The organism is Cohnella fermenti, from assembly GCF_004801405.1.
In the GTDB taxonomy this organism is placed as follows: Bacteria; Bacillota; Bacilli; order Paenibacillales; family Paenibacillaceae; genus Cohnella; species Cohnella fermenti.
On sequence record NZ_SSOB01000012.1, the window covers coordinates 131,840 to 156,895 of the forward strand.

The window sequence follows — 25,056 nt, forward strand, 5'->3', positions numbered from 1 at the left end:
GCTCTATTTATTGTAACATAGCCGGATCGGTAACCAAAAAGCCCGGTTCAGTCCGACAGCCGATCCCGAATTTGGACGAGGCGCGGCAAGCATTCGAAGAACGCGTCTACGATCTCGGGGTCGAAGTGCCGTCCGCGTTCCTCATGGAACAGCTTCTCGATCCGCTCGAGCGGCCAGGCGGCTTTGTATACCCGCTCGGCGCTGAGCGCGTCGAACACGTCGGCGACGGCGGTGATGCGGCCGTAGATGTGGATCTCCTCGCCGCGAAGGCCGTTCGGATAGCCGCTGCCGTCCCACTTCTCATGGTGCTGCTCGGCGACGATGGAGGCGGCGAGCAGCAGCTCGCGCCGCGAGCCGCGAAGCAGTTGGTGCCCGATCTTGGTGTGGGCCTTGATCGTGTCGTACTCTTCGTCCGTCAGCTTGCCGGGCTTGTTCAGCACGGCGTCGGGGATGGCGACCTTGCCGATATCGTGCATGGGAGAGGCGGTGCGGAGCACGTCCGCCTCCCGTTCGGGCAGGCCGAGCGTCAGCGCCAGCTCGTACGAATACTCGGCGACCCGGCGCACATGGTTGCCGGTCTCCTTCGAGCGAAGCTCGCCGATCTCGCCCATCGTCGAGATGATCTCCCGCTGCGTATCGGCGATCTCCAGATGAAGCATAACCGATTCGAGAGATTTGCCGGCGTAAGAGGCGGCGAGCGAGAGAAGCTCCATATCGCGCTTCGTGAACGTCTCGGATTCGGTCAGCTTGTTGACCGCCTGGTAAGCCCCGATAATGCTGCCGTCGTTGTTGCGGAACGGAATCGTAATCATCGACTTCGTGACGTAGCCGGACTTCCGGTCGTTGTCGGCATTATGCCGCGGGTCCGCATAGGCATCTTCGATGATGACCGGCTCCCCGGTCGCGATTGCATGGCCGACGACGCCGCTGCCGGCCGGGATGCGAATCTCCTTGACGCCATGGGCGACGGTCGTGTACAGCTCCTGCCGGATCTCGTCGATCAGCCAGACGGTGCAGCGATCCGCGACGATCATCTCCCTGCCCATGTTCGCCATCAGCACAAGCACCCGATCAAGCGACGTTTCCCCCGTGATTTTGGCCATATAGTCGAAGATAATCGCAAGCAACTGGTCCGAGGTCAGATCCGTTCTGTGCAAGCGAGAACGCCCCCTTATTCCGATAGCCTATCTGTCCTATCTGTGTATAAGGTATATTCGCGTTACCCAAAGTCGAATCCTGCCAAACAATGACGATTATTTGGAAAAAAGTATCATTAGTAATACCGCGCCCCATTCGGCGATTCGCCAAACGAAAAAACTCCGCCGACGCCTGCGGAATGCAGGGAGGGCGGAGCGAAGCGGCTGCGTGCCAGTAATGTGGGGCGCAGGCTGCGAAAGGTTATGCGCGGTCTGCCGTCAGCTTCTCCATCTGCTCGATCAGGTCCTCGAAGACGCTCATCGCCTGGGCGATCGGCTCCGGCGTGGACATGTCGACGCCGGCCTTCTTCAGGATGTTGATCGGATAGTCGCTGCCGCCGCTCTTCAGGAAGCCGAGGTAGCGGTCGACCGCCGGTTGCCCTTCTTCGAGAATCTGCTTGGCGAAGCTCGTCGCCGCGGAGAAGCCGGTCGCGTACTTGTAGACGTAGAAGCTCGTGTAGAAGTGGGGAATCCGGGCCCATTCCATCTCGATATCCTTGTCGACGACCATGCCGTCGCCGTAATACTTCGTGTTCAGACCGTAATAGATCTCGCACAGGTCCGCAGGGGTGAGAGACTCGCCGGCTTCGGTTCGCGCGTGAACGATCTTCTCGAACTCCGCGAACATCGTCTGACGGAATACCGTCGTCCGGAATTGATCCGCGTAATACGTCAGCAGGTACATTTTCTCCTTCGGATCGGTCGACTTGTTCAGCAGGTAATCCATCAGGAGCGCTTCATTCAGCGTCGAGGCGACCTCGGCGAGGAAGATCGGGTACTGCGCGTCGCGATATTCGTTGTTCCCGTCCGAGTAATAGGAATGCATCGCATGGCCCATCTCGTGCGTGAGCGTGAACATGCTGTTCAGGTTGTCCTTGTGGTTGAGCAGCACGTACGGGTGGGTGCCGAACGCTCCCCAACTGTAGGCGCCGCTGCGCTTGCCTTCATTCTCGTAGACGTCGATCCAGCCGTCCTCGAATCCGCCTTGGAGGACAGTGCGGTAGTCGTTGCCGAGAGGGGCGAGGCTGTCGTACACCGTCTTCTTGGCCTGATCGTACGTGACGTCCATGTCGAAGTCGTCGACGAGCGGCGTGAACAGGTCGTACATGTGCAGCTCGTCGAGCTTCAGCAGCTTCTTGCGCAGCGCCATGTAGCGGTGCATGAGCGGCAGATGCTCGTGGATGGTGGAGATCAGGTTGTCGTAGACGCTCTGCGGGATGTTGTCGCCGAACAGCGACATCTCGAGAGCGGACGGGTAGCTGCGGGCATTCGCGTAGAAAATATTCTTGTTCACATTGGCGTTAAGAGTGGCTGCGAGCGTATTGCGGAGCTTGCCGTACGTGTCGTACACCGCCTTGAACGCTTCGCGCCGCACTTCGGGATTGCGGCTCTCGAGGAATTGGATGTAGCGGCCGTGCGTCAGCTCGACCTCTTCGCCCTTGTCGTTCTTCACCTTCGGGAACTTCAGGTCCGCGTTGTTGAGCATGCCGAAGATCGTGCTCGGAGCTTGCGAGACGTTGCCGACCTGCGCGAGCAGCGATTCCTCGTTCTTGGACAGGACGTGCGGCTTCTGGCGCAGCATCTCTTCGAGCGTACGCTTGTATGTAGGCTTCAGGGAAGGGTCCGCGATGAGCTTCTTCAGATCTTCTTCGCTGAACGCAAGAATCTCGGGAGTGATGAAGGAGAGTGCTTCGTTCACTTCGACGCTGAGGCGCTTCGTCTTCTCGGCGAGCGACTGGTACTTGCCCTCGGCCATGTCCTCGTGATGGTGCATGTTCGCGTAGACGTACAGTCGCTCCGCGAGCAAGGACACCTCGTCCTCGAGCTCGAAGCAGCGGTTGATCGAAGCGGCGTCCGCAAGCTTGCCTTCGAAGGCTGCGACCTCGGCGACCTGCTTGCGGGCCTTCTCGTATTCCTGGTCCCAATCGGCCTGGCTGGCATACAGGTCCTCCAGGCGCCAATGATGGGCGGCGTCCGTCTCGCTGCGCTTGGGCAGTTGATTCATATCAGATGACCTCCTTGGAATAATGGAATCGCGGGACTTCGCGGCGACTTCCCGTCCGGAGATCGGGAACGCCTTCGCGCTCGGCTCCGCTGCGGTGCACCATAAAGACAAAGCCGCCAGAACGGCGGCGGACGACAGGACATACGGCTTCATGAACGGACCTCCCAAATCTGGTAGCGGTTGCCGTTCTAGTATGTCCTGCCAAGCGATCAGCTACCCGCCGTGAAGACGGTGTAGACGATCAGGAAGAAAGCGAAGGCGACGAGAACGAGCGAGATGATCGCCATTCCCCGCTTCAGCTTCTGCGGAATGTTGTCCCGCTGCCAGATCAGCACGGCTGCGAGCACGAATGCGGCTAACGCGAAGATGAGTGTCGGGTTGTCTTCCAAGCGGCTGCGACCTCCTGCGAATACGGGCTACGGGCGATTAGATGGAGCGAAGAGCTTGAAGCGTCGCCTTGAGCTGCTCTTCCCCGTCGGGGAAATCCTGCGCCGTGAAGCGCCTCTCGGCCCAGTTCATCAGCTCCGGGCGGCTGAGGAACCGATGGCATTCCTCTCCCCATTGATCGGAGATCTCGCGGACGACGAGCGTCTTGCCTTGCACCTCGACGGTGAGCATGTTGTAGTTGTCGTGCTTGTAGATCACATGTTTGGCGAACATTGCGAATCGGCCTCCAGTGGGCTGCCTAGGGGCATTATGACATGCTTGGTATCCCTAAGGGCATTATTGCATGCTTTTATCATAGAAGAGATGCGCCTAGAAATCAAATGCACGATACCTTGGGAATATTCCCATTATCAGGGCTTTATTTTACATAAATTAGGGACGTTCGGGCGGCTGCGGGAGGATGCGCGAAAGCGCTGTTTTTCCTGACGCAGAGCCGTTTTCCCGCTCTCCCGAAGAGGCGGCAAAACAATATGGAACAAAACGTTCACATATTGCGTCTTGACAACGAATCGGGTATAATAATCTCATTCGCCGATTGACGGCGAGATTTTAGGAGGTTTTTCATTTGAGAGGAACAGTTAAGTGGTTTAACGCAGAGAAGGGCTATGGCTTCATCTCCGTAGAGGACGGCAACGACATTTTCGTTCACTTCTCTGCGATCCAAGGCGACGGCTTCAAGACCTTGGATGAAGGTCAAGCGGTTGAGTTCGAAATCACGCAAGGCAACCGCGGAGCCCAAGCATCGAACGTGGTGAAACTGTAAGTCTCGCGCCTCGCGAAGACTTATCGCATATCACGAAAGAGCGCTAAAGAAAGACCTCCGGCACTCGGGTCGGAGGTCTTTTTATTGATATTTGGCAGGTGTAAGATATCCGCCTGCATTGCTGCTTGCATTGCGGGCACGTCTCCGCAGCTTGGAGACGCAGACCGAGCCGCGCCAATAAAGGCAGCGAAGCCGCCGATCGGCAGGAATTTATGTGAAATTTCACATTCGTGCCGCTCGATAACGGGCAGGTTGGGCGATTCTATGTGAAAAATAGCATACATGGAGAAAATTCCGGCGCGAGTTGCCGCATATATGCTAAAAACCACATAAAAAGCCGCGAATGCCGCCCGATTCAAGCCGACGAATGTGAAAAATCATATAAAATCGCAATCACCATCGGACCAGAGGAGCGGGCGGGGAGCTGCCGGCGAGATGGGCAGGGCCGCCCGGCCACTCGACCCGGCGGCGATCAGGTCGAGTGGCGGTCAGGTCGCCTTGGCCGCCGCGGCGCGGTGAACCGTCTCGATCGTGCCGCCGCCTAGGCAGACGTCGCCGTCGTAGAAGACGACCGCCTGGCCGGGCGTGATCGCCTTCTGCGGCGCGTCGAAGACGACGCGGTACGTCTGGCCGTCCGCCTCCGGCCAGAGCGTGACGCCTTGGTCCGGCTGGCGATAGCGGAACTTCGCGGTGCAGCGCAGCGGCTGTCCGGGCTGCGGCTTGGCGAGGCCGATCCAGTTGACTTCGGAAGCCGCGAGGCCTTCCGAATAAAGGCTCGGGTGAGCGTCGCCCTGCACGACGTAGAGCACGTTGCGCTCCAGGTCCTTCTCCGCGACGAACCAAGGCTCGCCGGTGCCGGAGCCGCCGATGCCGAGTCCCTGGCGCTGGCCGAGCGTGTAATACATGAGGCCGTCGTGCCGGCCCTTCGCTTCGCCGGTGCGGATGTCGACCATGTCGCCGGACTTGGCCGGCAGGTAGCCCCCCAGGAATTCCTTGAAGTTGCGCTCGCCGATGAAGCAGATGCCGGTGCTGTCCTTCTTCTTCGCCGTATAGAGGCCGGCCTCTTCCGCGATGCGGCGAACTTCCGGCTTCGGCAGATGGCCGATCGGGAACATCGCCTTCGACAGTTGGGACTGGTTCAGCGCATGCAGGAAGTACGTCTGGTCCTTGTTGCCGTCGACGCCGCGCAGCAGCCGGTACTCGCCGCCCGCGAGCTCGACCCGGGCGTAATGGCCGGTCGCGATGACGTCGGCGCCGAGGTCGAGCGCCTTCTGCAGGAACTCGCCGAACTTGATCTCCCGGTTGCACATGACGTCCGGGTTCGGGGTGCGGCCGCGCCTGTACTCTTCAAGGAAGTATTCGAACACTTTATCGTAATATTCGGTCTCGAAGTTGACCGTATAATAAGGAATTCCGATCTGGTCGCAGACGCGGCGAACGTCCTCGGCGTCCTGGTCGGCGGTGCAGACGCCGAACTCGTCGGTGTCATCCCAATTCTTCATGAACACCCCGATGACGTCGTAGCCCTGCCGCTTCAGCAGCAGCGCCGTGACGGACGAATCGACGCCGCCGGACATGCCGACGACGACGCGAACTTGCGATGGATCGGGGAAGCGCGTATCCCGGGCATCCATAATTTCAATCATCTCCTTGAGCGAAACGACCCGACAAGTGCCGGTCTTAAGATCATCCAACATTGTAGCACAAATTGGAGCACAATCCCGCTTCTTTCTCATCCGCCCGCTTTTTTTTCGCATCTGAAGACGGGTCAAACGCGGGTTGGCGGGCGATTTGTAATGCAATTGCCATGAATACGTTGTCTTTTTTTGCCCACAATGCTTAATGTTATGATAACATAGATCTGTAATGGGGATACTTTCCCATTCGCGGCAACACCCGACTATTGATTCCGCATTCGCGTAAATAGAACGACAACGATTGACGTACGTACGATTGACGCAGTTAAAGAGAGAGACGAGGTGCATTCGATGAAAATTTCGACGAAAGGCCGTTACGGCTTGACGATTATGATGGAGCTGTCGGCCAAATTCGGCGAGGGCCCGATCTCCCTGAAGAGCATCGCGGAGAAGAACGGGCTCTCCGAGCACTATCTGGAGCAATTGATTGCGCCTCTGCGCAACGCCGGCCTGGTGAAGAGCATCCGCGGGGCCTACGGCGGCTACATCCTGTCCAAGGAGCCGGAGAGCATCACGGCAGGGGACGTTATCCGCATCCTCGAAGGGCCGATCAGCCCGGTCGATTTCACGGAGGAAGACGATCCGGCGAAGCGCGACCTGTGGCTCCGCATTCGCGACAGCATCGCGAACGTGATGGATTCGACAACGCTCTTCGACCTGATCAATTATAAGGAAGAAGACGCTCAGGACAGCTACATGTTCTACATCTAAGCAAGAGAGAAGCGAACGTTATGCCGATTATTTATTTCGATCATGCGGCGACGTCCCCGATGCGCCCGGAGGCAATCGGGGCTTATGCGGACGCCGCGGCCAGGGGGCCGGGCAACCCGTCGAGCCAACACGCCGGAGGGCGTGCGGCGCGGGCGATGCTCACGGCGGCCCGGGACTGCCTGGCGAACATCCTGCGCTGCGACCCGGGCGAACTCGTCTTCACCGGAGGCGGCACCGAGGGCGACAACGCCGCCTTGTACGGAGCGGCGCGCGCACAGCGGCTCCGCACCGGAAGGGATCGCATCGTCACGACCGCGATCGAGCATCATGCCGTGCTCGGCGCCTGCCGCAAGCTTGAGGCCGAAGGCTTCAAGCTTACGGTGCTGCCCGTGGACGGAGAGGGCATCGTTCCCGTTGCCGCCGCGGAAGAGGCGATCAAGGACGACGTCGCCGTCGTCAGCGTCATGTACGGCAACAACGAGGTCGGCTCGCTGCAGCCGGTCCGCGAGATCGGGAAGCTCGCGCAGGAACGCGGGGCGGCGATGCACGTCGACGCCGTCCAGGCGCTCGGCTACGAGCCGCTCGACCTCGGCGCGCTGCCGGTCGACCTGCTCAGCCTGTCCGCGCACAAGATCGGCGGCCCGCAAGGCGTCGGCGCTCTCTACGTGCGCAAGGGCACGCCGTTCGAGTCCACGGCCAGAGGCGGCTCGCAGGAGAAGAGCCGCCGCGCCGGCACCGAGAACGTCGCCGGCATCGCCGCCTTCGCGAAGGCGGCGGAGCTGGCCGCCGCAGGGCTTGACGGGCGCCGCGGGCAGGCGGAAGCCGTCCGCGCGAAGCTGCTGTCGGAGCTTGACGCGCTAATCGGCGCGGACGCTTACCGGCTCAACGGTCCGACAGACGCGGAGAAGCGGCTGCCGCACATCGTGAACGTCAGCTTCCCCGGCCTCTCGAACGAGACGATGCTGATGAATCTCGACCTGTCGGGAGTTGCGGCGTCGGCCGGGTCGGCCTGCACGGCGGGCTCGCTGCAGCCTTCGCACGTTTTGATCGCTATGGGACTTGAGACTCATTTTCTCCAATCGGCGATCCGCTTCAGCTTCGGAATGGGCAATAATATAGAAGAAGCGGAAAAAACCGCGAAAATCATTGCAACCATTACGAAGCGTTTGCGTAATAGATAACAAGCGCCTCGAATCGCGAGGTGGCCGCACATAAGAACCGTGCAGCAATTGATCGGACTTCCCGTGTTTCTGCAGAACGGCAAGAAGGCCGGGCGCATCCGGGACGTCGGGTTCGACGAATTCTGGCAGCTCTCCTGCATCGTCCTGGACTCGCAGGTTTGGTTCCGGCGAGCCGTTCGCATCGTGCGTTGGGCGGATGTCATGAAGTGCGGCGGCGACGCCGTCATCATTGCAAGCCGGCAAGCGATCGCGACGATAAGGGCACGCGAGCTGTTGCGCTCCTTCCATACCGGTGTTGTCCAACTGAGGGAGCTTCCCGTATTTACGGAGGATGGACAAGAGCTCGGCCGCGTATCGGATGTTTATTTTCCGAAGACCGAGGGTACACAAATAATAGGATACGAATTGACGGACGGATTTCTCGCGGATGTGTTCGAGGGTCGGCGGAAGCTGCTGCTTCCCGAAGGGCCCGAGGGCGTCACTCTGGGCGAAGACGCCATCCTGGTTCCCGCTTCGTGCGAACGGGTCCTGGAGAGGGATCCCTAAATCGGAAAGATTAGGTGATAATCGATGATGAGATGCCCGAACTGCAACTCCAAGGATATCGGCAAGATCGGCTCCCACCAATTCTATTGCTGGAGCTGCTTTATCGAATTGACAGTGAACGGAGACAAGATGTCCGTTTACCAAGTGGAAGAGGACGGGACGCTGAGCTCCCTGGACGACTTGTTCTTCAGCGAATCGCTTCCGGCCGCCATTCAGGCGAACGGCTTGCAAGCGTAACGTTTATTTGGTTTACGGATTTTAATCCGGTGTGTGATTTTATTTACTCTGCGAATAAGACAACGAGAGCGGGGGCGTGGCCGGACAAGCGGCGGGCGCCCCTGTTTTGTCATGCGCACGTTTACGACTCCGAACAAGTACGCATACTGAGTAGCATCAAGGCCGACAGCGGCGGCCGTACGATTCGGGGGTAACACGTTGAACCGGTTCACCCACAGCCGGCTGTTCGCCGTGCTCGTCTACGCGATCCTGGCGCTGCTCGCTCTCTATCTGCTTATTCTCGTCCGTCCGCTGCTCGTCTCCGTGTATGATTTTCTCAAGGCGGTCCTCGCTCCGTTCCTCATCGCCATGATCATCGCTTACGTGCTCAATCCGGTCGTCGGGCTGCTGCACGAGCGCAAGGTGCCGAGAACGGCCGCCGTGCTGCTCATCTACGCGCTCTTCGTGTTCGGCTGTGCGGTGGTCGCCGTCAACGTGACGCCGATGTTCGCGGGACAGGTGCGGGAGCTGAGCGAGCACATGCCGGAATTCACGATGAAGGCGCAGAGTTTGATCGATCATCTGAACAACAACAAGTCGTTCCCGGAGAGTGTGCAGACCGGAATCGACCGGGCGATCGCGGGCGTCGAGAAGCAGATTGCCGACCGTCTGGCCGCGTTCATGAACAACATTGGAGCCGTCGTGAACGTCGTGTTCCTGGCGATGATCGTGCCGTTCCTCGCGTTCTATATCCTGAAGGACATGCGCGTGATCGAACGAACCGTGTTCAAGTATGTGCCGAGGGACAAGCGGCAGGGGATGTCGAGGCTGCTGAAGGAGATCGACGAAGCGCTCGGCAGCTACATTCGCGGGCAGTTGCTCGTGTCGGTGTGCATCGGGGCGCTGGCTTACGCCGGCTATCTGATCATCGGCATGCCGTACCCTCTGCTGATGGCTTTTTTCGTCGCGGTGTTCGATATCATTCCTTACCTTGGGCCGTACTTCGGCGCGCTTCCGGCCTTGGCCATGGCGATGACAATCTCTTGGAAAATGGCGCTGATGGTCGCAATCGTCAATATGGCGTGTCAGTTCCTGGAGAGCAACGTAATCAGCCCGCAGGTCGTCGGCCGTTCGATGCACGTTCACCCGCTCACGATCATCTTTGTCCTGCTGGTCGGAGGGGAGCTCGCGGGGATCGTCGGCCTGCTGCTGGCGGTGCCGTTCTACGCGGCGATGAAGGTCGTCGTGCAGCATCTGTTCGCTTATTATGTAAGGAGAAAAACCGCCTGAGGCGCACAGAAGGCTTGTATGGAGGAAAATCGTTGACTTTCGGGAAACGGCTTGTCTATAATCAGGGTAATTGCGCATATTGATCAAAGCGTCGACAAGACAAGAGTACGTCGCAGCCCGCACGGCCAGAGAGAAGGCTTGGCGTTCCTATCCCTTGAGGAAGGGGCGTTGCTGAGAGAGCCTTCGTTGCGAAGAACGACGGAAGCCGGTCTTGGAGCTCGAATCCTCGACGGTTGGGCCCGTTAACGCCCTTCTAAGGAGATTGTCGCGCCCGCGGGCGAGGCGATAACCAGGGTGGTACCGCGATGAATTCGTCCCTGATTTTGCAGGGGCGTTTTTTATTTGGCTGCGGGGCGCGGAAGGGCGGCCGGGTGCCGAGCGTACACTTATAATTGGAGGTTGTTCCGTCATGAAACCGATGCAAGCCGCGGAGATCCGCGAGAAATGGCTGGCGTTCTTCGCCAGCAAGAACCACCACGTCGAGCCGAGCGCCTCGCTCGTGCCGCACAACGACCCGTCGCTGCTCTGGATCAATGCGGGCATGGCGCCGCTTAAAGCATACTTCGACGGACGCGTGAAGCCGGAGAATCCGCGCATCACGAACTCGCAGAAGTGCATCCGCACGAACGACATCGAGAACGTCGGCAAGACGCGCCGCCACCATACGTTCTTCGAGATGCTCGGCAACTTCTCGATCGGCGACTACTTCAAGGAGGAAGCGATCACCTGGGCGTGGGAATTCCTGACCGGTCCGGAATGGATCGGCTTCGACCCGGAGAAGCTGTCGGTGACGATTCACCCCGAGGACGAGGAGGCGTTCCGCTACTGGAACGAGAAGATCGGCATCCCGGCCGAGCGCATCGTGAAGCTCGAGGACAACTTCTGGGATATCGGCGAAGGTCCTTGCGGCCCTTGCACCGAGATTTTCTACGACCGCGGCGAGAAGTACGGCGATCTGTCCGATCCCGAGTGCACGCCGGGCGGCGAGAACGAGCGCTTCCTCGAGGTGTGGAACCTCGTGTTCTCGCAGTTCAACCACAACAAGGACGGCAGCTACACGCCGCTGCCGAACAAGAACATCGATACCGGCGCCGGCCTCGAGCGCTTCGCGTCGATTGTGCAGGACGTCGATTCCAACTTCGACACCGACCTGTTCCAGCCGATCATCGGCCATGCGGCCCGCATCGCCGGCATCAACTACAAGGACAACGCCGACCATGACGTGGCGCTGAAGGTCATCGCCGACCACATCCGCACGGTCGCGTTCGCCGTCGGCGACGGCGTCCTGCCGTCGAACGAAGGCCGCGGCTACATTATCCGCCGCCTGCTGCGCCGCGCGGTTCGCTACGGCAAGGTGATCGGCATCGACCGCCCGTTCCTGTGGGAGCTGTTGCCTACGGTCGGCGCCATCATGGGCTCGCACTATCCGGAAGTCGTGGAGAAGCGCGAATTCATCGAGAAGGTCATTCGTACGGAGGAAGAGCGGTTCCACGAGACGCTGAGCGACGGCCTGTCCATCCTCGCCGACCTTGTCGGCAAGGCGAGGGCGCAAGGCGTCGGCCAAATCTCCGGACCGGATGCGTTCAAGCTGTACGACACGTACGGCTTCCCGTTCGACCTGACGGAGGACTATGCGGCCGAGCAGGGCATGACGGTCGACCGCGAAGGCTTCGACGCGTCGATGGAGGAGCAGCGCGAGCGCGCCCGCGCCGCCCGTCAGGAGACGGACAGCATGAAGGTGCAGGGCGGGGCGCTGTCCGAGCTGACGGCGAAGAGCGAGTTCGTCGGCTACGGCAGCCACGTTGCGGAAGCGAAGGTCGTGGCGATCGTGAGCGGCGAGTCGTTCGCGGATGCGGCGGGCACGGGCGAGTCCGTTGCGGTTATCCTCGACCGCACGCCGTTCTATGCCGAGAGCGGCGGCCAGGTAAGCGACACCGGCGTTCTGGTCGGCGCGGACGGCACGACGGCAACCGTCGGCGGCATGAGCAAGGCGCCGCTCGGCCAGCCGGTTCACCATGTGACGGTGACGAGCGGCGCGCTGAAGGTCGGCGACGTCGTCACGGCGACGGTGAACGCGGCGGACCGCAGCGACATCGTGCGCAACCATACGGCGACGCATCTTCTGCACAAGGCGCTGAAGGAAGTGCTCGGCCAGCACGTCAACCAGGCGGGCTCGCTTGTCGAGCCGGAGCGGCTGCGCTTCGACTTCTCGCACTTTGGTGCGATTACGCCGGAGGAGCTGGCGGACGTCGAGCGCCGCGTCAACGAGCAGATCTGGATCGGCACGGATGTGGACATCAGCCTGAAGCCGATTGCGGAAGCGAAGGCGCTCGGCGCGATGGCGCTGTTCGGCGAGAAGTACGGCGATATCGTGCGCGTTGTGCGCGTCGGCGACTACAGCCTTGAGCTGTGCGGCGGCTGCCACGTGGCGAACACGTCGCAGATCGGCCTGTTCAAGCTCGTCAGCGAAGGCGGCATCGGCTCCGGCGTGCGCCGGATCGAAGCGGTGACGGGACGCCATGCGTACGCGTACCTGGAAGAGCAGCTTGGCCTGCTGAAGAACGCGGCCGCCCTGCTCAAGAGCAATGTCGCCGACGTGCCGAAGCGCGTCGAGGCGGTTCAGGCGGAGCTGCGCCAGGCGCAGCGCGACGCGGAATCGCTGCAGGGCAAGCTGAGCCGCCTCGAAGCGGCCGACCTCGCGGGCTCCGCGACGGACGTCGGCGGCGTCAAGCTGCTGGCGGCGCAGGTGAACGCGTCCGGCATGGACGCGCTGCGCGGCGTGGCCGACGAGCTGAAGGCGAAGCTCGGCTCGGCGGTGCTGGCGCTCGGCGCGGTCGACGGCGACAAGGTTCAGCTTGTTGTCGCCGTGACGCCGGACCTGCTTGCGAAGGGCCTGCATGCCGGCAAGCTGATCAAGGAGCTGGCCGCCATCTGCGGCGGCGGCGGGGGCGGCAAGCCGGAGCTGGCGCAGGCGGGCGGCAAGGACCCGTCCAAGCTGAAGGACGCGCTTGAAGCGGCTCCGGCGCTGGTGCTGAAGCAACTGAACGGCTGAGACGGCTCGCTGCTGCGGCGGTTCGCATAGCTCGATAATTAGCTCCTTCGGCGCCGATGGCGCCGGAGGGGTCTTTGTGTGAAGGCCAGCGATAAGCCGCCGGAAAGTCGCCGCAAAGCCGGCGTAAAGTCGCCAGAAAAGCTGCCGGTAAGCTACCGGCAAGCTGCGGGCAAGTCGCCGCAAAGCTGCCGAAAAGCCGCCGCAAAGCTGCCGAAAGCCGCCAACCCCCGCCAACCCCCGCCAAACCTCGCCGAAGACGACGATCCGCCGAATTTTATGCGAAAAATCACATTGGAGTCGCCCGACAACGGGCACTTTGGGCGATTTTATGCGAAAAATAGCATATATGGAGGAAATTCCAACTCGAATTGCCCCATATATGCGAAAAACCACATAAAACGCCGCGATTGCCTCCCGCTCAAGCCAATGAATGTGAAAAACCACATAAAACGGCTCGGTCGCCTCCCCTCCAGGCCGACGAATGTGAAATTTCATATAAATTCGCAAAAGTCAGCGAACCAGGAGAGAGCAATCGGGTCGCCCGGTGTGGAGAGCGATGGCCAGCTTGCGTGGCGCGGAGTAGAAGCGGGCGGCGCGGCGAATGCTAATTTTCGCATGTGCCTTCCGGGCGGTGCGGCGGGCGGGGGCGTTTTTCGCAGTCATTCGAGGGTTTGGCGACCCGTCGGGCCATCGAATGCGAATAGTCGCATTAAAGCTGCAAATTTCCTGTTCGTCGGGGAGGACGAGAGTGTGATTTTGCGCATAAAAGTGCGGGTTTGGACGATGTGTGTTCCCGCTTGGACCGGCATGGACCGCCATGAAGCGACTGGAAGCAGCGCGAAGCGGAGCGGCATGCGGCAGAATGCGCGGCGACGGCGATTGTGTCCGCTCTCTTCGGCCGGGAGCTTCCATTTCCTGTCCGTTCGAGAATGTGTTATGATGGATTGTAACGAGAAAGCGAGGTGCTGGAGATGAGCTCATCGGACAAGAATTACATGGATCAGACGGTGAAATTCGACGTCGTTCCTGACCCGGAGGAAGTATCCTCCAAAGACATCTTCCTGTCTGTGTACGATGCGTTGGTGGAGAAGGAGTACCATCCCATCAATCAGATCGTAGGCTACCTACTCTCCGGTGATCCGGCCTACATCCCCCGTCACAACAACGCGCGCAGTATGATTCGGAAGAAGGAGCGGGACGAGCTGATCGAAGAACTCGTTCGGTTCTACCTGGAGCAGCACCGCTAATGCCGAGAATCATGGGATTGGATTACGGGGATAAGCGGATCGGGGTTGCCGTCAGCGACGCGTTCGGCTGGACGGCGCAAGGCGTCGAAGTTATCGTAAGGAAGACGGAAGGCGATTACTTGGCGCGGATTCGCGATCTCGTTCGCGAGCACGAAGTCGAGACGATCGTCGTCGGGCTGCCGAAGAACATGAACGGAAGCATCGGCCCGCGCGGCGAGATCTGCCAAGCATTCGCGGAAGAGCTGAAGCAAGAGCTGAACATCGCCGTGAACATGTGGGATGAACGGCTTACGACGGTGGCCGCCCAGCGGACGCTGCTCGAAGCGGACGTCAGCCGCGCCAAGCGGAAGCAGGTCGTCGACAAGATGGCGGCAGCGCTGCTGCTGCAAAATTATTTAGACTTCAAGACGAGGTGAAGAACGAATGACAAACGAGAACAACCGCGAGGAAGAAGCGGAAATTATTTATATCCCGGACGAAGAAGGCAACGACGAAGCGTTCGAGGTGATTATGAAGTTCGAGCCGGACGACGGTACGGGCCGCAAGTATATGATGATCGTTCCGGCGGACGACGAGGACGAGGAGCAAGAGGTGCTCGCGTTCCGTTATGAGGAAGAGAACGACGAAATCCAACTGTTCCCTATCGAAGACGAAGCGGAATGGGACATGGTCGAAGAGACGTTCAACACGCTGACGGCCGAATTCGGTTCGGACGAAGACGAGAAATAAGAGCGTCAAACGAAGGCTCGCAGGCTTGGAGGGCAAGGAATGAACGAAGCTGGGAAGACGGGCGGAGAGATCCCCTCGCTTAAGGAATTGTACGGCAACAAGCTCGAGCTGACGGGCGAAGACGGCGCTTCCGTCGCTTGGACGCTTCTGGCTCAGCTCGACGTGGGCGGGAGAAGCTATGCGGTGATCCAGTCCGAGCAGATGCGCAAGGACGGCGATATCGAGATTCTGCGCATCGCCTTGGACGAGGACAACGCTCCGCAGCTCGAATCCGTGGAGGACGACGAGGAATGGGAGAGCGTCTCCGAAGCGTACGACGATCTCCAGTTCGAGGGCGAAGAGCGTCCTTGACGGCAGGCTGAATGCGGCCGCGGCCATCGCGATCGAGCGCGAAGAAGCGGGAACGCCGGCGGATGCGTCGGCATACGAAGAGCGGGCGACCGCTCTTTTGCATGAAGAATGGTTGACAGAATCGGCAGGAGGGACGGGAATGGGCAAAGAGCACGACGGAGCTCCGGAAGGCTGGAGATCGGTCTACTCTGATCGCAGAGAAGAGAATACGGCATCCGATGAGGATACGAAGCCGATTCGGATCGAATCGGATGGCGCGAACGTTCTAGGAGGGGCGGCGATCTCGCAAGGAAGGACGGAGGCGTTCTCCGCGCAGAGGCGGGAAGCCGCCGGTTCCCCTGCGGGAACGGGGGCGGATTCGGGCCGTCCGGATGTCGGTTATCCGCGCGAATTCCCGTCGGCGGCCGAAGAGAACAAGGGCAGGCAAGGCAAGTCTCCTGCCGCCTCGGCCGAACGGAAGGAGCCGGGTCCGGAGAAGGGCGGCTCGGGGAAGGGAACCGGCGGCAAGAAGAGACGCAGGAAGCCGAGGCCGCTGTTCTGGTCGTTCTTCATTGCGCTTGGTTTGGTGCTGGCCGTCGTTGCCGCCGTTCTGTTCTATGTGTGGAACGGAATGCGCACGCCGGCCGTGTCCGCAACTCCTGTCAAGGTGACGATCGAGCGGGGAATGAGCGCCAACGAGATCGCCGATGAATTGACGGAGGAAGGCCTTATCAAGAACTCATTCCTCTTCGGAATTTGGCTTAAATTCAAGAACGAAGGCTCTCAGTTCCAGGCGGGCGAATACGAGATGACGCCGGGCATGACCCGCGAGCAGATCGTCGGGAAGCTGAATGCCGGCGATACGATCGCCGCGGCGACGATCAAGTTCACGATTCCGGAAGGATTCACTGTCGTGCAGATGGCCGATCGCCTCGCCGCCGCGGGGTACGTGGACAAGGCGGCGTTCCTGGAAGCGATGGCGAACCCGGCCGCGGTGAGCGGATCGACATGGACGAAGCTGATTCCGGCCGATTCGAATCTTCGTTATCCGCTCGAGGGATACCTGTTCCCGGAGACGTACGAGATGAAGCAGGGAGCGACGGTCGCGGACATCGTCAATCGGATGGCTTCGGAGCTGGACCGCAAGCTGGACAGCCTGCCGGAGGAGTGGCAGAACGTGCTCGAAGAGCGCGGAATGACCGTTCACGAGCTGCTGACGATGGCTTCTCTCGTGGAGCGCGAAGTCGTGATCGACGAAGAACGGCCGATCGTCGCGGGCGTCATCAAGAACCGCCTCGATAAGAAGATGCCGCTGCAGATCGATGCGACGATCCAGTATCTGCTCGACAAGCAGAAGGAGAAGCTGAGCACGGACGACCTGAAGGTGGACAGCCCGTACAATACGTACCTTAATCCGGGCTTGCCGCCGGGGCCGATCGCGAGCCCGAGCCTCAAGTCGATCGAAGCGGTGCTCTACCCGGCGGATACGGATTATTTATATTACGTCACGAAGAAGGACGGAACGAACGAGCATTTATTCGCTTCGACCTATAAGCAGCACCAGAAGAATATCCAGACAAGCGAGAAGAATGAGAAAAAATAAGATGTGCCCATTCGGCCCGGTTATCGTTCTTCCTTCTCTCCCGCTTCATGCGGGAGGAGAGGAAGCGGTCGCCGGGTCGTCACGATTGACGAGGGAGCGATGAACGCAATGAGAACGGAACTTCTGGCGGCCGCAGGCTCGATCGGTCAGATGGAGCGATATATCGAGGCGGGCGCGACCGCCGTGCTGATCGGCGAGCCGCGCTTCGCGATGAGGCTTCCGGGGGCGATCCCGCAGGAAGCGATCGCGGATGCGATTGCGAAGGCGCACCGCGCTGGCGCGAAGGCTTACGTGTCCATGAACAAGCTGTTCCGCAACCATGAGCTTCCGGCGCTGCCGGGTTACTTGAAGCTGCTCGCGGAAGCGGAGGCGGACGCCGTCGTCTTCGGCGACCCTGCGGTGCTCCTGAACGTCCGCGAGCACGCCCCGGGCCTTCCGCTGCACTGGAACGCGGAGATGACCGGGACGAATTCCGCCACGGCCGGCTATTGGGGCCGCAGGGGGGCGACGCGCGCCGTGCTGGCGAGGGAACTGAACGAAGAGGAGATTGCGGATCTGAAGAGCAAGACGACGATGCAGGTTCAGGTTCAAGCTCACGGAATGACCAATATTTATTTCTCGCAACGCAATCTGCTGCAGAGTTATATGGACCATCTGGGGAAGGAAGCCCGAATCGTGGAGCAAGGTCCGAACGACGGGAGGTACCTGGTCGAGGCGGAGAGGCCCGAGGAGAAGCTTCCGATCTATGAGGACGAGAACGGTACCCATGTCATGAGCGCCGACGATATCGCCCTGCTGGAGGTGCTTCCGGAGCTGCTCCGCGCGCAGGTGGACAGCCTGTATATCGAGACGCTGCTGAAGCCGGAGGCGTATAACGAGGCGGTCATTCGATTGTACCGGCAGGCGATGGAAGCGTGGGAGCGGGACCCGGACGGCTACGAGTGCGACGAGGAGTGGCTGGACGCCCTGCATGCGCAGCAGCCGGAGGGCCGCGAGCTCGGCTTCGGCTTCCTGTACAAGGAACAGGTGTATTGATTCGATTGATTCGATTGTCGGGAAGACAACAAGGAGGAGAACGCCATGAGTAGCATTGCGCCGGCGAAGGCGACGGGCGGGAAGGGCAAGCGGCACCGGCTGGACAAGCCTGAGCTGCTTGCTCCCGCCGGCAGCCTGGAGAAGCTGAAGATCGCCGTTCACTACGGGGCCGATGCCGTCTATATTGGTGGCCGGAAGTACGGTCTTCGCTCGAACGCCGATAACTTCAGCTTCGAGGAGATGCGGGAGGGTGTCGAGTTCGCGCAGAAGTATGGAGCGAAGGTGTTCGTCGCCACGAATATCTACGCGCACCAGGAGGATCTGGGCGGAATCGAGGAGTACTTGCGCCGGCTTGAGGAGGTCGGGATCTCCGCGATCATTGCGGCCGATCCGATCATCGTGGAGACTGCCATGCGGGTCGCTCCGAAGCTGGAGGTTCACCTCAGCACGCAGCAGTCCACCATGAACTGGCAAGCCGTCCGGTATTGGAAGGAGGAGGGGCTGCCGCGCGTCGTTCTGGCCCGGGAAGCGTCGATGGAAGAGATTCGCGAGATGAAGGAGCGCGTCGACATCGAGCTCGAGGTGTTTATCCACGGGGCGATGTGCTCGTCCGTCTCCGGCCGCTGCGTGCTGTCAAATCACTTCACGGACCGGGATTCGAACCGGGGCGGCTGCTGCCAATCGTGCCGGTGGAAGTATGATCTGCACGAGGACGGCGTCTCCGTCATGGAGGAGGGGGACAGCCTCTTCACGATGGGCAGCAAGGATCTGTGCATGATCAAGCATGTGCCGGACCTGATCGAGGCGGGCGTGGACAGCTTCAAGATCGAAGGGCGGATGAAGAGCATCCATTACGTCGCTTCCGTTGTGAACGCCTACCGCCAGGCGATCGACAGCTACATGAACGACCCGGATGCGTATGAGCTCAAAACGAGCTGGGTGGACGAGATCGGCAAGGCGGCGAACCGTCCGCTGAATACCGGCTTCTTCTATTCGACGCCGGGCGCGGAGGAGCACATCTACGAAGCGGAAGAGAAGCCGGCGCCCTACGACTTCGCCGCCGTTGTGCTCGATTACGACGAGGAGAGCGGCATGGCGATCGTTCAGCAGAGAAGCCCGTTTCGCCCGGGAATGGAGGTCGAGTTCTTCGGTCCCGGCGGCCGCAGCTTCACAATGACGCTCGGCCCGCTCACGGACGAGAACGGCGGCGAGCTTGATGCGGCGAGGCATCCTCTGCAGACGATCAAGCTCCGCGTCGAACATCCCGTTGAACGATTGGATCTGATGCGCAAGCGCATTATGTGATTTTCTCCAAATGGCATTGTAGGATGATCTGAAAAAACAAAAACCGTGCAAATCGAACAGGATATCAAAAAGGACTTGTCGAAATTCCCAGTTGATGTAGAATAATCATTGTCAGAACTAGGCAGAAGTTGTATCTTGCATTGAGGGACAACGGGCAATTCTGTTCGTGTATTGCTTCTATTCGTCATATTGAGCCGGAGGGGTTGCATCAGATGAAAAAAACAACATGGCGCGAGCGGATGAATGTTGTGGATTGGAAGAAAGGATCTCATGCTGTAAGCGGCTTCGCAAACCGGGTTAACGGACAGCTTAAAGACACCAAATTCTCGAACCCGATACGCTCAGTGGGCATGAAGCTGTTTATTCTTATTTTCTGCGGAATCTTGTTGTGCGTCGCATCGCTTGGCATCTTCTCGTACAATAAGTCGAAGTCCATCATCGAATCGAAGATCTCCGAGGCAAGCCAAGAGACGGCTGCGCAGACGGCTGGGCGGATCGACCTGCTGCTCACCAATTACGAGCGCAAGACGATGGAATTCCTCTCGGACCAAGAGTTCATGTCTCTGCTGAGCACGACGCTGTCGACGTCGGACGACTATGAGCGATTCGACAGCCAGCGGACGCTGGCGACGAAGCTGAGCACGATCATGCTGTCGGACAACATGCTGTCGGGAATCTACTTGCTGCCGACGGTTGCGGGAGGAGAAGTTATCGGAACGTCGCCTTCCGGCGGCATGCCGGACTTCTCGGAGAGCTTGCCTTCGTTCACCCAGAAGATGCTGGAGGCTTCGGGCAGAGTCGTATGGGTGCCGACGATGACAAGCGGCATCTCGGGGAAGCTTGGCGTTCAGACGATCGCGGTCGGCCGGGCTCTGATGAATGTCGGGAGCGGTACGACTCCTTACCTGCTCGTGATGGAGATCAACTTAAATACTCTCCGCACCGTCCTGGATACGGTCAAGTTCGGCGACGGAAGCCAAACGTACATAGTCGCGGACGACGGCACGAACGTGCTCTCCGCGAATGAGGACGAGCTTGCGCAGCCGTACAAGTATGAGCTTCCGGGCGACAGCGGCTCCACGAAGATCAAGGTGAACGGCAAGGATACGTTGTCCGTCATGTCGGGCATGACCACGGCGCCTTGGAAGGTTGTCGGCGATATTCCGGTGAGTACGCTTGTCAAAGCGGCAGGAGCGATTCGCACGCTTACGATCGTTATGTGCATCGTGTCCGCCTTGATTGCGGCGACGATCGGTCTGCTGATTCTGTGGACGATCGGCCGTCCGCTTGGCCAGCTTCGTACGCTCATGAACGAGGGCGAGCGCGGCAATCTGACGGTTCGCTCCCGCATCAAGCGCGCGGACGAGATCGGGCAAGTCTCGGACAGCTTCAACCGGATGATGGAGCAGATTACGGGACTTGTCATGCAGACGACCGCCTCCGCCGCCGAAGTGCTGGCGACATCGGCATCGCTGTCCGACGCCTCGCATAAGACGGCGGGCTCCGCGAAGGAGATTGCGATTGCGACCGAAGAGATCGCATCCGGCGCGACGAACCTGGCCGTGGAATCCGAGCGGGGCAGCGAGATGACGGGACATATCGGCGAACAGGTTCAGACGGTTATCTCGGCGAACGACGAGATGGGCCGCTCTGCATCCGAGGTCGAGGAAGCAAGCCGCAAGGGAACCGGGTATATGACTGCCCTGATGGACAAGACGAGCCAGACCGAAGAGATGACGCGCTCGATGGTCGAGAAGGTCGACAAGCTCAAGGACAGCACAGGGTCGATCCGCAAGATTCTCGAGGTGCTCGGCAACTTGACGAAGCAGACAAATATTCTGTCCCTGAACGCGACGATCGAAGCGGCGAGGGCGGGGGCGGCAGGCAAAGGCTTCATGGTCGTCGCCGACGAGATTCGCAAGCTGGCGGATCAGTCGCGGCACTCGATCGGGGTCGTAGGCGAAGTCGTTCAGACGATCCAGCGCGAGATCGACGAGACGGTGCACGTGCTGTCGGATGCGTATCCGCTGTTCCAAGCCCAGATCGATTCCGTTCGCGATGCGAATGCGATTTTCCAAAGTGTGCAGAATCAGATGGGCGGCTTCGTGCAGAAGCTCGAGTCGACGACAGAATCGATCAATCAGCTCGAAGGGGCTCAGTCGACGTTGTCGCTCGCCATGACGAATGTAAGTGCCGTTGCGCAGGAGGCGTCGGCGACGTCGGAGCAGGTCGCTTCGCTCAGCAACGAGCAGCTTAACGTCAGCGAAGGGCTTGTCCAGTTGTCGAACCGCCTGGAGCAAGTGTCGAAGGAGCTGAAGGAATCGTTGTCCCGATTCACCGTAGCTTAACGAAGTTAACGAGTTTAACGAATAGAACTGCGAAGCTTGCAGGAGTGAAGGGTCGCCCTCCGTCGTTGTTGACGGAAGGACGGCCCTTTTTTTGTGAGAATACCTGCGGGAATCCAATTGCTTCGATGTGAATCTTTCACCAAAGAATAATGATTTTTGAGTTAATTTGGCGCAAATATAAACAACATATCGCTGATGTAAGCCCTTAACTTTCATTTGCCTGAAGGCTGTGATTTCAATTTTATGCCCGTAAACCGGCCATTTTTTCGTTATTTTCAGCGAGATAAAGTTGGCGCAAAATAATTAAAAATTTACCCAAATATATTGACGGTTTTTGGTTATTGGTTTATTATCAGAGTGTGAATGAAGTTTGTTGGCGGCTGAATGTGGATAGTTGGCGCAACTTTTGAGTGGAGAGTGCAAACATGAACAGACTGAGAATGGCGTTCGTCGGTGTAGGGGATATGGGCTCGCATCATTGCATCGGATTCGATCTTCTGCCGGATTGCGAAGTGAAGTACATCTGCGACATGAACCAAGCTAATGTGGATCGCACGTTGGCGGAGCTGAGCCATGCACAGCCGGTTGTCGTGACCGATTACAAGGAGCTCGTGCGGCGAGACGATATCGATGCGGTTGTCGTCAGCGTTCCGAACTACCTCCATCGCGAGGTGGCGGTTGCCTTCCTTGAAGCAGGGAAGCACGTATTCCTGGAGAAGCCGGTCGCTCACACGCTGGAGGACTGCGATGCCATTATCGCAGCGGCGGAGGCGAGCGGGAGCCTGTTGCAGATCGGTCTCGTCTACCGCTATTCGAACGTCTATCGCCGGATGGCAGAGGAGTTGGAGAGAGGGCGCCTCGGAGAAGTGAAGCTGATGTGGTGCAAGGAGTTCCGCGATCCGTTCCCGCCGGCCGAATGGTTCTACGACAAGAATAAGTCGGGCGGAGCGCTGGTGGAGAAGGATTGCCATCACTTCGATATCTTCAACTGGATGATCGGTTCGAAGCCGGTAAGGGTGTTCGCGACCGGCGGCCAGCATGTCATGAAGCAAGGGCAGCGGAATCTGATTACGAACTCCTACAGCCACTATCCGGAGAGAACAATCTCGGACGTCTCGATTGTGGATCATGCCTGGGTGACGATCGAATACGAGAACGGCAGCAAGGCGAACCTGGGACTGTGCATGTATCTGAAGCCGCGGAATCTGACGGGAGACGGCCTCGAGATCGGCTTGATCGGGCAGAACGGGGCGCAGATGGTCGCCAAGAACGACAAGACGATCGACATCGTCGGAGGGAATGACTTCACCCGGGATCATCTGGATATCGATGTCACGTCCGATTCGATCATGGGCGGCCATACCGGCGGCCAGACTCAGCGAATCGAATTCGTCCGCGGCGTGAGAGAGGGCGCGAAGCCGTTCGCCTCCGCTTATGTCGGGCGGGATGCGCTTCTGATCGCGCTGGCTGCAGAGAAGTCAATCTTGGAAGAACGTTACGTTTATCTGCGTGAATTCGCCGCAAATCCCGCTGTTGAGATCGCCAAGTAAGGGAGAAGGTGGTGCTCGTATGAATAATCGATTGAGGAAATACGACACGTTTGTCTTCTTCCTGTTCATAGCCCCGTGGATTATCGGGTTCTCGCTTTTCTTTCTCGTTCCGTTCGGGACGTCCGTGTTCTACGCCTTTACCGATGCGCGGCTCCCGGGCTCCGTCGACTACAGCTTCGTCGGGTTATCCAACTTCAAGGATATGCTGGACAATCCGATCTTCGGCAAAAGTTTGCTGAATACGCTTTATTTCGTTGTCGTGGGGGTTCCGGTCGTGACGGCCGGCATGCTTATCCTGGCGCTGCTGCTTAATTTGAACGTCAAGGGCATTGCCTTGTATCGAACGTTCTATTATTTGCCTACGCTTGTCCCGATCGTTGCGACTGTCATCATCTGGCGTCTCGTCTTCAACTCGGAATTCGGCATCCTGAATGCCGGGTTGTCCGTGTTCGGCATCGGCAAGATCGATTGGTTGGGCAGCGAGGGGTTGATCAAGCCGGTCATCATCCTGCTGCAGGTATGGATATCGGGGAGCGGGGTGCTGATCTTCCTGGCTGCGCTCAAGAACGTTCCGCGTCATCTGTACGAGGCAGTCCGCATCGACGGGGCCAATCGCCTGCAAGCCTTCTTCAAGATCACGCTGCCGATGATCAGCCCTTCGATTCTGTTCGTTGTCATCATCCAGACGATGTACAACTTCCAGATGTTTACGGAAGCGCTGCTGCTGTCGAAGGGCGGGCCGAATTACGCCGCTTATACGTTCGTCTACAACATCTACAAATCGGCCTTTACCGATCTGCAGTTCAGCATGGCTATGGCGCAATCGATCTTCCTGTTCGCGCTCATCTCGCTCGTGACCTTCGTCTTGATGAAGCTGTCCAACCGCTTCGTCTACTACGAAGGGGAGAAATAAGGGGGACTATGGCATGAATGGATCAGCCGGTACATGGCTATCCCGAACGGGCAAGTATGCACTGCTGACGGCGGCCTTGATTCTCTTCGCGGGGCCGTTGGCCTGGATGCTGTCGACGATGCTTAAGACCAAGGCGGAGACGTATGAAGTGCCGCCGTCCTTGCTGCCCGATTCCATCAATTTCGAAGCGTTTAACCGGTTGTTCGACGTTCAGCCTCTCATGTGGAGGTGGATTCAGAACTCGTTCGCCATCTCGATTCTAGTCGTAATCGGAGTGATCCTCTCAAGCTCCGTCGTCGCTTACGGCTTCTCCCGCTTCACGACCAAGTTCAAGGATCGGCTGTTCCCTATCGTCCTCATGACGATGATGATTCCTCCTTCCGTCATGATGATTCCTTCCTACGTGCTGTTCACGAAGCTGCACTGGGTGGATACCTGGCTGCCTCTTATCGTTCCCGCGTGGCTCGGAGGTGCGTACTATATTTTCCTCTTCCGACAATTCTTCCTTACGATTCCGCAAGAGCTGGACGAGGCGACCTACCTGGACGGAGGCAATCGCTGGACGGTGTTCGCCCGGGTTATCCTCCCTCTCTCCAAGCCGATTGTCGTCACGACGGTTATCTTCGCCTTCGTCAATTCCTGGCTCGACTTCCTCGGGCCCTTCCTCTACATCAAGAACAACGAGATGTTCACGCTCAGCGTCGGCCTCCAGCTTCTTATCGGGCAGACGAGCCAGGACTTCCCTGCGCTGGCCGCCGGAGCGTTTATCAGCATCGTGCCGATCGGAATTCTGTTCCTGTTCGCGCAACGATACATTGTCGAGGGGGTGGTGCTCACGGGTTCGAAGGGGTAACGGCAAGGCGTAAGAAGATCCATGACTGCCGATTTGCTA

At 59.1% G+C, this 25,056-nt stretch carries 24 protein-coding genes; 18 read left to right on the forward strand and 6 right to left on the reverse strand.

Features of this window, described 5'->3' with window-relative positions:
- Positions 1-47 precede the first annotated feature (47 nt).
- From E6C55_RS11485 to E6C55_RS11500, 4 genes are all read right to left on the reverse strand, one after another.
- The gene (locus E6C55_RS11485; protein ID WP_230986654.1) at positions 48-1,157 is read right to left on the reverse strand and encodes an HD-GYP domain-containing protein; all 1,110 of its coding nucleotides are present in this window, start codon (positions 1,155-1,157) and stop codon (positions 48-50) included.
- A 241-nt stretch (positions 1,158-1,398) separates the two neighbouring features.
- Positions 1,399-3,201 (reverse strand): oligoendopeptidase F, encoded by a 1,803-nt coding sequence (gene pepF / locus E6C55_RS11490; RefSeq protein ID WP_136369979.1) that lies wholly within the window; start codon positions 3,199-3,201, stop codon positions 1,399-1,401.
- Positions 3,202-3,410: 209 nt separating this feature from the next.
- Entirely contained in the window at positions 3,411-3,590 is a 180-nt protein-coding gene (locus E6C55_RS11495) for a hypothetical protein (RefSeq protein WP_136369930.1), read from the reverse strand.
- 37 nt (positions 3,591-3,627) lie between these two features.
- Positions 3,628-3,861, reverse strand: coding sequence for a hypothetical protein (locus tag E6C55_RS11500; protein WP_136369931.1), 234 nt, complete (start codon positions 3,859-3,861; stop codon positions 3,628-3,630).
- A gap of 352 nt (positions 3,862-4,213) precedes the next feature.
- Between E6C55_RS11500 and E6C55_RS11505 the strand changes: the two genes are divergently transcribed.
- Positions 4,214-4,411, forward strand: a complete 198-nt coding sequence (locus tag E6C55_RS11505; protein ID WP_136369932.1) for a cold shock domain-containing protein — start codon at positions 4,214-4,216, stop codon at positions 4,409-4,411.
- 20 nt (positions 4,412-4,431) lie between these two features.
- On the opposite strand, the gene E6C55_RS11510 is transcribed toward E6C55_RS11505, so the two are convergent.
- Positions 4,432-4,695: a hypothetical protein gene (locus tag E6C55_RS11510; RefSeq protein WP_136369933.1), complete on the reverse strand. Its 264-nt coding sequence runs from the start codon at positions 4,693-4,695 to the stop codon at positions 4,432-4,434.
- 204 nt (positions 4,696-4,899) lie between these two features.
- Positions 4,900-6,045: a tRNA 2-thiouridine(34) synthase MnmA gene (gene mnmA, locus E6C55_RS11515; RefSeq protein ID WP_136369934.1), complete on the reverse strand. Its 1,146-nt coding sequence runs from the start codon at positions 6,043-6,045 to the stop codon at positions 4,900-4,902.
- Positions 6,046-6,399: 354 nt separating this feature from the next.
- On the opposite strand from mnmA, the gene cymR reads away from it, so the two are divergent.
- From cymR to E6C55_RS11600, 17 genes are all read left to right on the forward strand, one after another.
- Positions 6,400-6,819, forward strand: a complete 420-nt coding sequence (gene cymR, locus E6C55_RS11520) for a cysteine metabolism transcriptional regulator CymR (protein WP_136369935.1) — start codon at positions 6,400-6,402, stop codon at positions 6,817-6,819.
- Between the two features lie 20 nt (positions 6,820-6,839).
- Positions 6,840-8,000, forward strand: a complete 1,161-nt coding sequence (locus tag E6C55_RS11525; protein WP_136369936.1) for a cysteine desulfurase family protein — start codon at positions 6,840-6,842, stop codon at positions 7,998-8,000.
- 39 nt (positions 8,001-8,039) lie between these two features.
- Positions 8,040-8,546 carry a PRC-barrel domain-containing protein gene (locus E6C55_RS11530; protein ID WP_230986655.1) on the forward strand — a complete coding sequence of 169 codons (507 nt, stop codon included), beginning with the start codon at positions 8,040-8,042 and terminating at the stop codon, positions 8,544-8,546.
- Positions 8,547-8,570: 24 nt separating this feature from the next.
- A complete protein-coding gene (locus E6C55_RS11535; protein WP_136369938.1) occupies positions 8,571-8,783 on the forward strand; it encodes a hypothetical protein in 213 nt (70 codons plus the stop codon).
- A 198-nt stretch (positions 8,784-8,981) separates the two neighbouring features.
- A complete protein-coding gene (locus E6C55_RS11540; protein ID WP_136369939.1) occupies positions 8,982-10,052 on the forward strand; it encodes an AI-2E family transporter in 1,071 nt (356 codons plus the stop codon).
- Between the two features lie 418 nt (positions 10,053-10,470).
- The gene (gene alaS / locus E6C55_RS11545; RefSeq protein ID WP_136369980.1) at positions 10,471-13,104 is read left to right on the forward strand and encodes an alanine--tRNA ligase; all 2,634 of its coding nucleotides are present in this window, start codon (positions 10,471-10,473) and stop codon (positions 13,102-13,104) included.
- 971 nt (positions 13,105-14,075) lie between these two features.
- Complete coding sequence (locus E6C55_RS11550; protein ID WP_211093564.1) at positions 14,076-14,351, forward strand: IreB family regulatory phosphoprotein; 276 nt, start codon at positions 14,076-14,078, stop codon at positions 14,349-14,351.
- Positions 14,351-14,767, forward strand: coding sequence for a Holliday junction resolvase RuvX (gene ruvX / locus E6C55_RS11555; protein ID WP_136369940.1), 417 nt, complete (start codon positions 14,351-14,353; stop codon positions 14,765-14,767). The genes E6C55_RS11550 and ruvX overlap by 1 nt, the downstream gene beginning before the upstream one ends.
- A gap of 7 nt (positions 14,768-14,774) precedes the next feature.
- Positions 14,775-15,080 carry a DUF1292 domain-containing protein gene (locus E6C55_RS11560; protein WP_136369941.1) on the forward strand — a complete coding sequence of 102 codons (306 nt, stop codon included), beginning with the start codon at positions 14,775-14,777 and terminating at the stop codon, positions 15,078-15,080.
- A 39-nt stretch (positions 15,081-15,119) separates the two neighbouring features.
- Entirely contained in the window at positions 15,120-15,431 is a 312-nt protein-coding gene (locus tag E6C55_RS11565; RefSeq protein WP_136369942.1) for a DUF1292 domain-containing protein, read from the forward strand.
- Positions 15,432-15,570: 139 nt separating this feature from the next.
- A complete protein-coding gene (mltG, locus tag E6C55_RS11570) occupies positions 15,571-17,013 on the forward strand; it encodes an endolytic transglycosylase MltG (protein WP_136369943.1) in 1,443 nt (480 codons plus the stop codon).
- Positions 17,014-17,121: 108 nt separating this feature from the next.
- Complete coding sequence (locus E6C55_RS11575; protein ID WP_330999620.1) at positions 17,122-18,048, forward strand: peptidase U32 family protein; 927 nt, start codon at positions 17,122-17,124, stop codon at positions 18,046-18,048.
- Between the two features lie 45 nt (positions 18,049-18,093).
- Positions 18,094-19,353: a peptidase U32 family protein gene (locus E6C55_RS11580; RefSeq protein ID WP_136369945.1), complete on the forward strand. Its 1,260-nt coding sequence runs from the start codon at positions 18,094-18,096 to the stop codon at positions 19,351-19,353.
- Positions 19,354-19,565: 212 nt separating this feature from the next.
- Positions 19,566-21,701, forward strand: a complete 2,136-nt coding sequence (locus tag E6C55_RS11585; RefSeq protein ID WP_230986656.1) for a methyl-accepting chemotaxis protein — start codon at positions 19,566-19,568, stop codon at positions 21,699-21,701.
- 425 nt (positions 21,702-22,126) lie between these two features.
- A complete protein-coding gene (locus E6C55_RS11590) occupies positions 22,127-23,251 on the forward strand; it encodes a Gfo/Idh/MocA family protein (protein ID WP_136369946.1) in 1,125 nt (374 codons plus the stop codon).
- A 19-nt stretch (positions 23,252-23,270) separates the two neighbouring features.
- On the forward strand, positions 23,271-24,164 hold the full coding sequence (locus tag E6C55_RS11595) for a carbohydrate ABC transporter permease (protein ID WP_136369947.1): 894 nt from the start codon (positions 23,271-23,273) through the stop codon (positions 24,162-24,164).
- 13 nt (positions 24,165-24,177) lie between these two features.
- On the forward strand, positions 24,178-25,017 hold the full coding sequence (locus E6C55_RS11600; RefSeq protein WP_136369948.1) for a carbohydrate ABC transporter permease: 840 nt from the start codon (positions 24,178-24,180) through the stop codon (positions 25,015-25,017).
- The last annotated feature ends 39 nt before the right edge of the window (positions 25,018-25,056 follow it).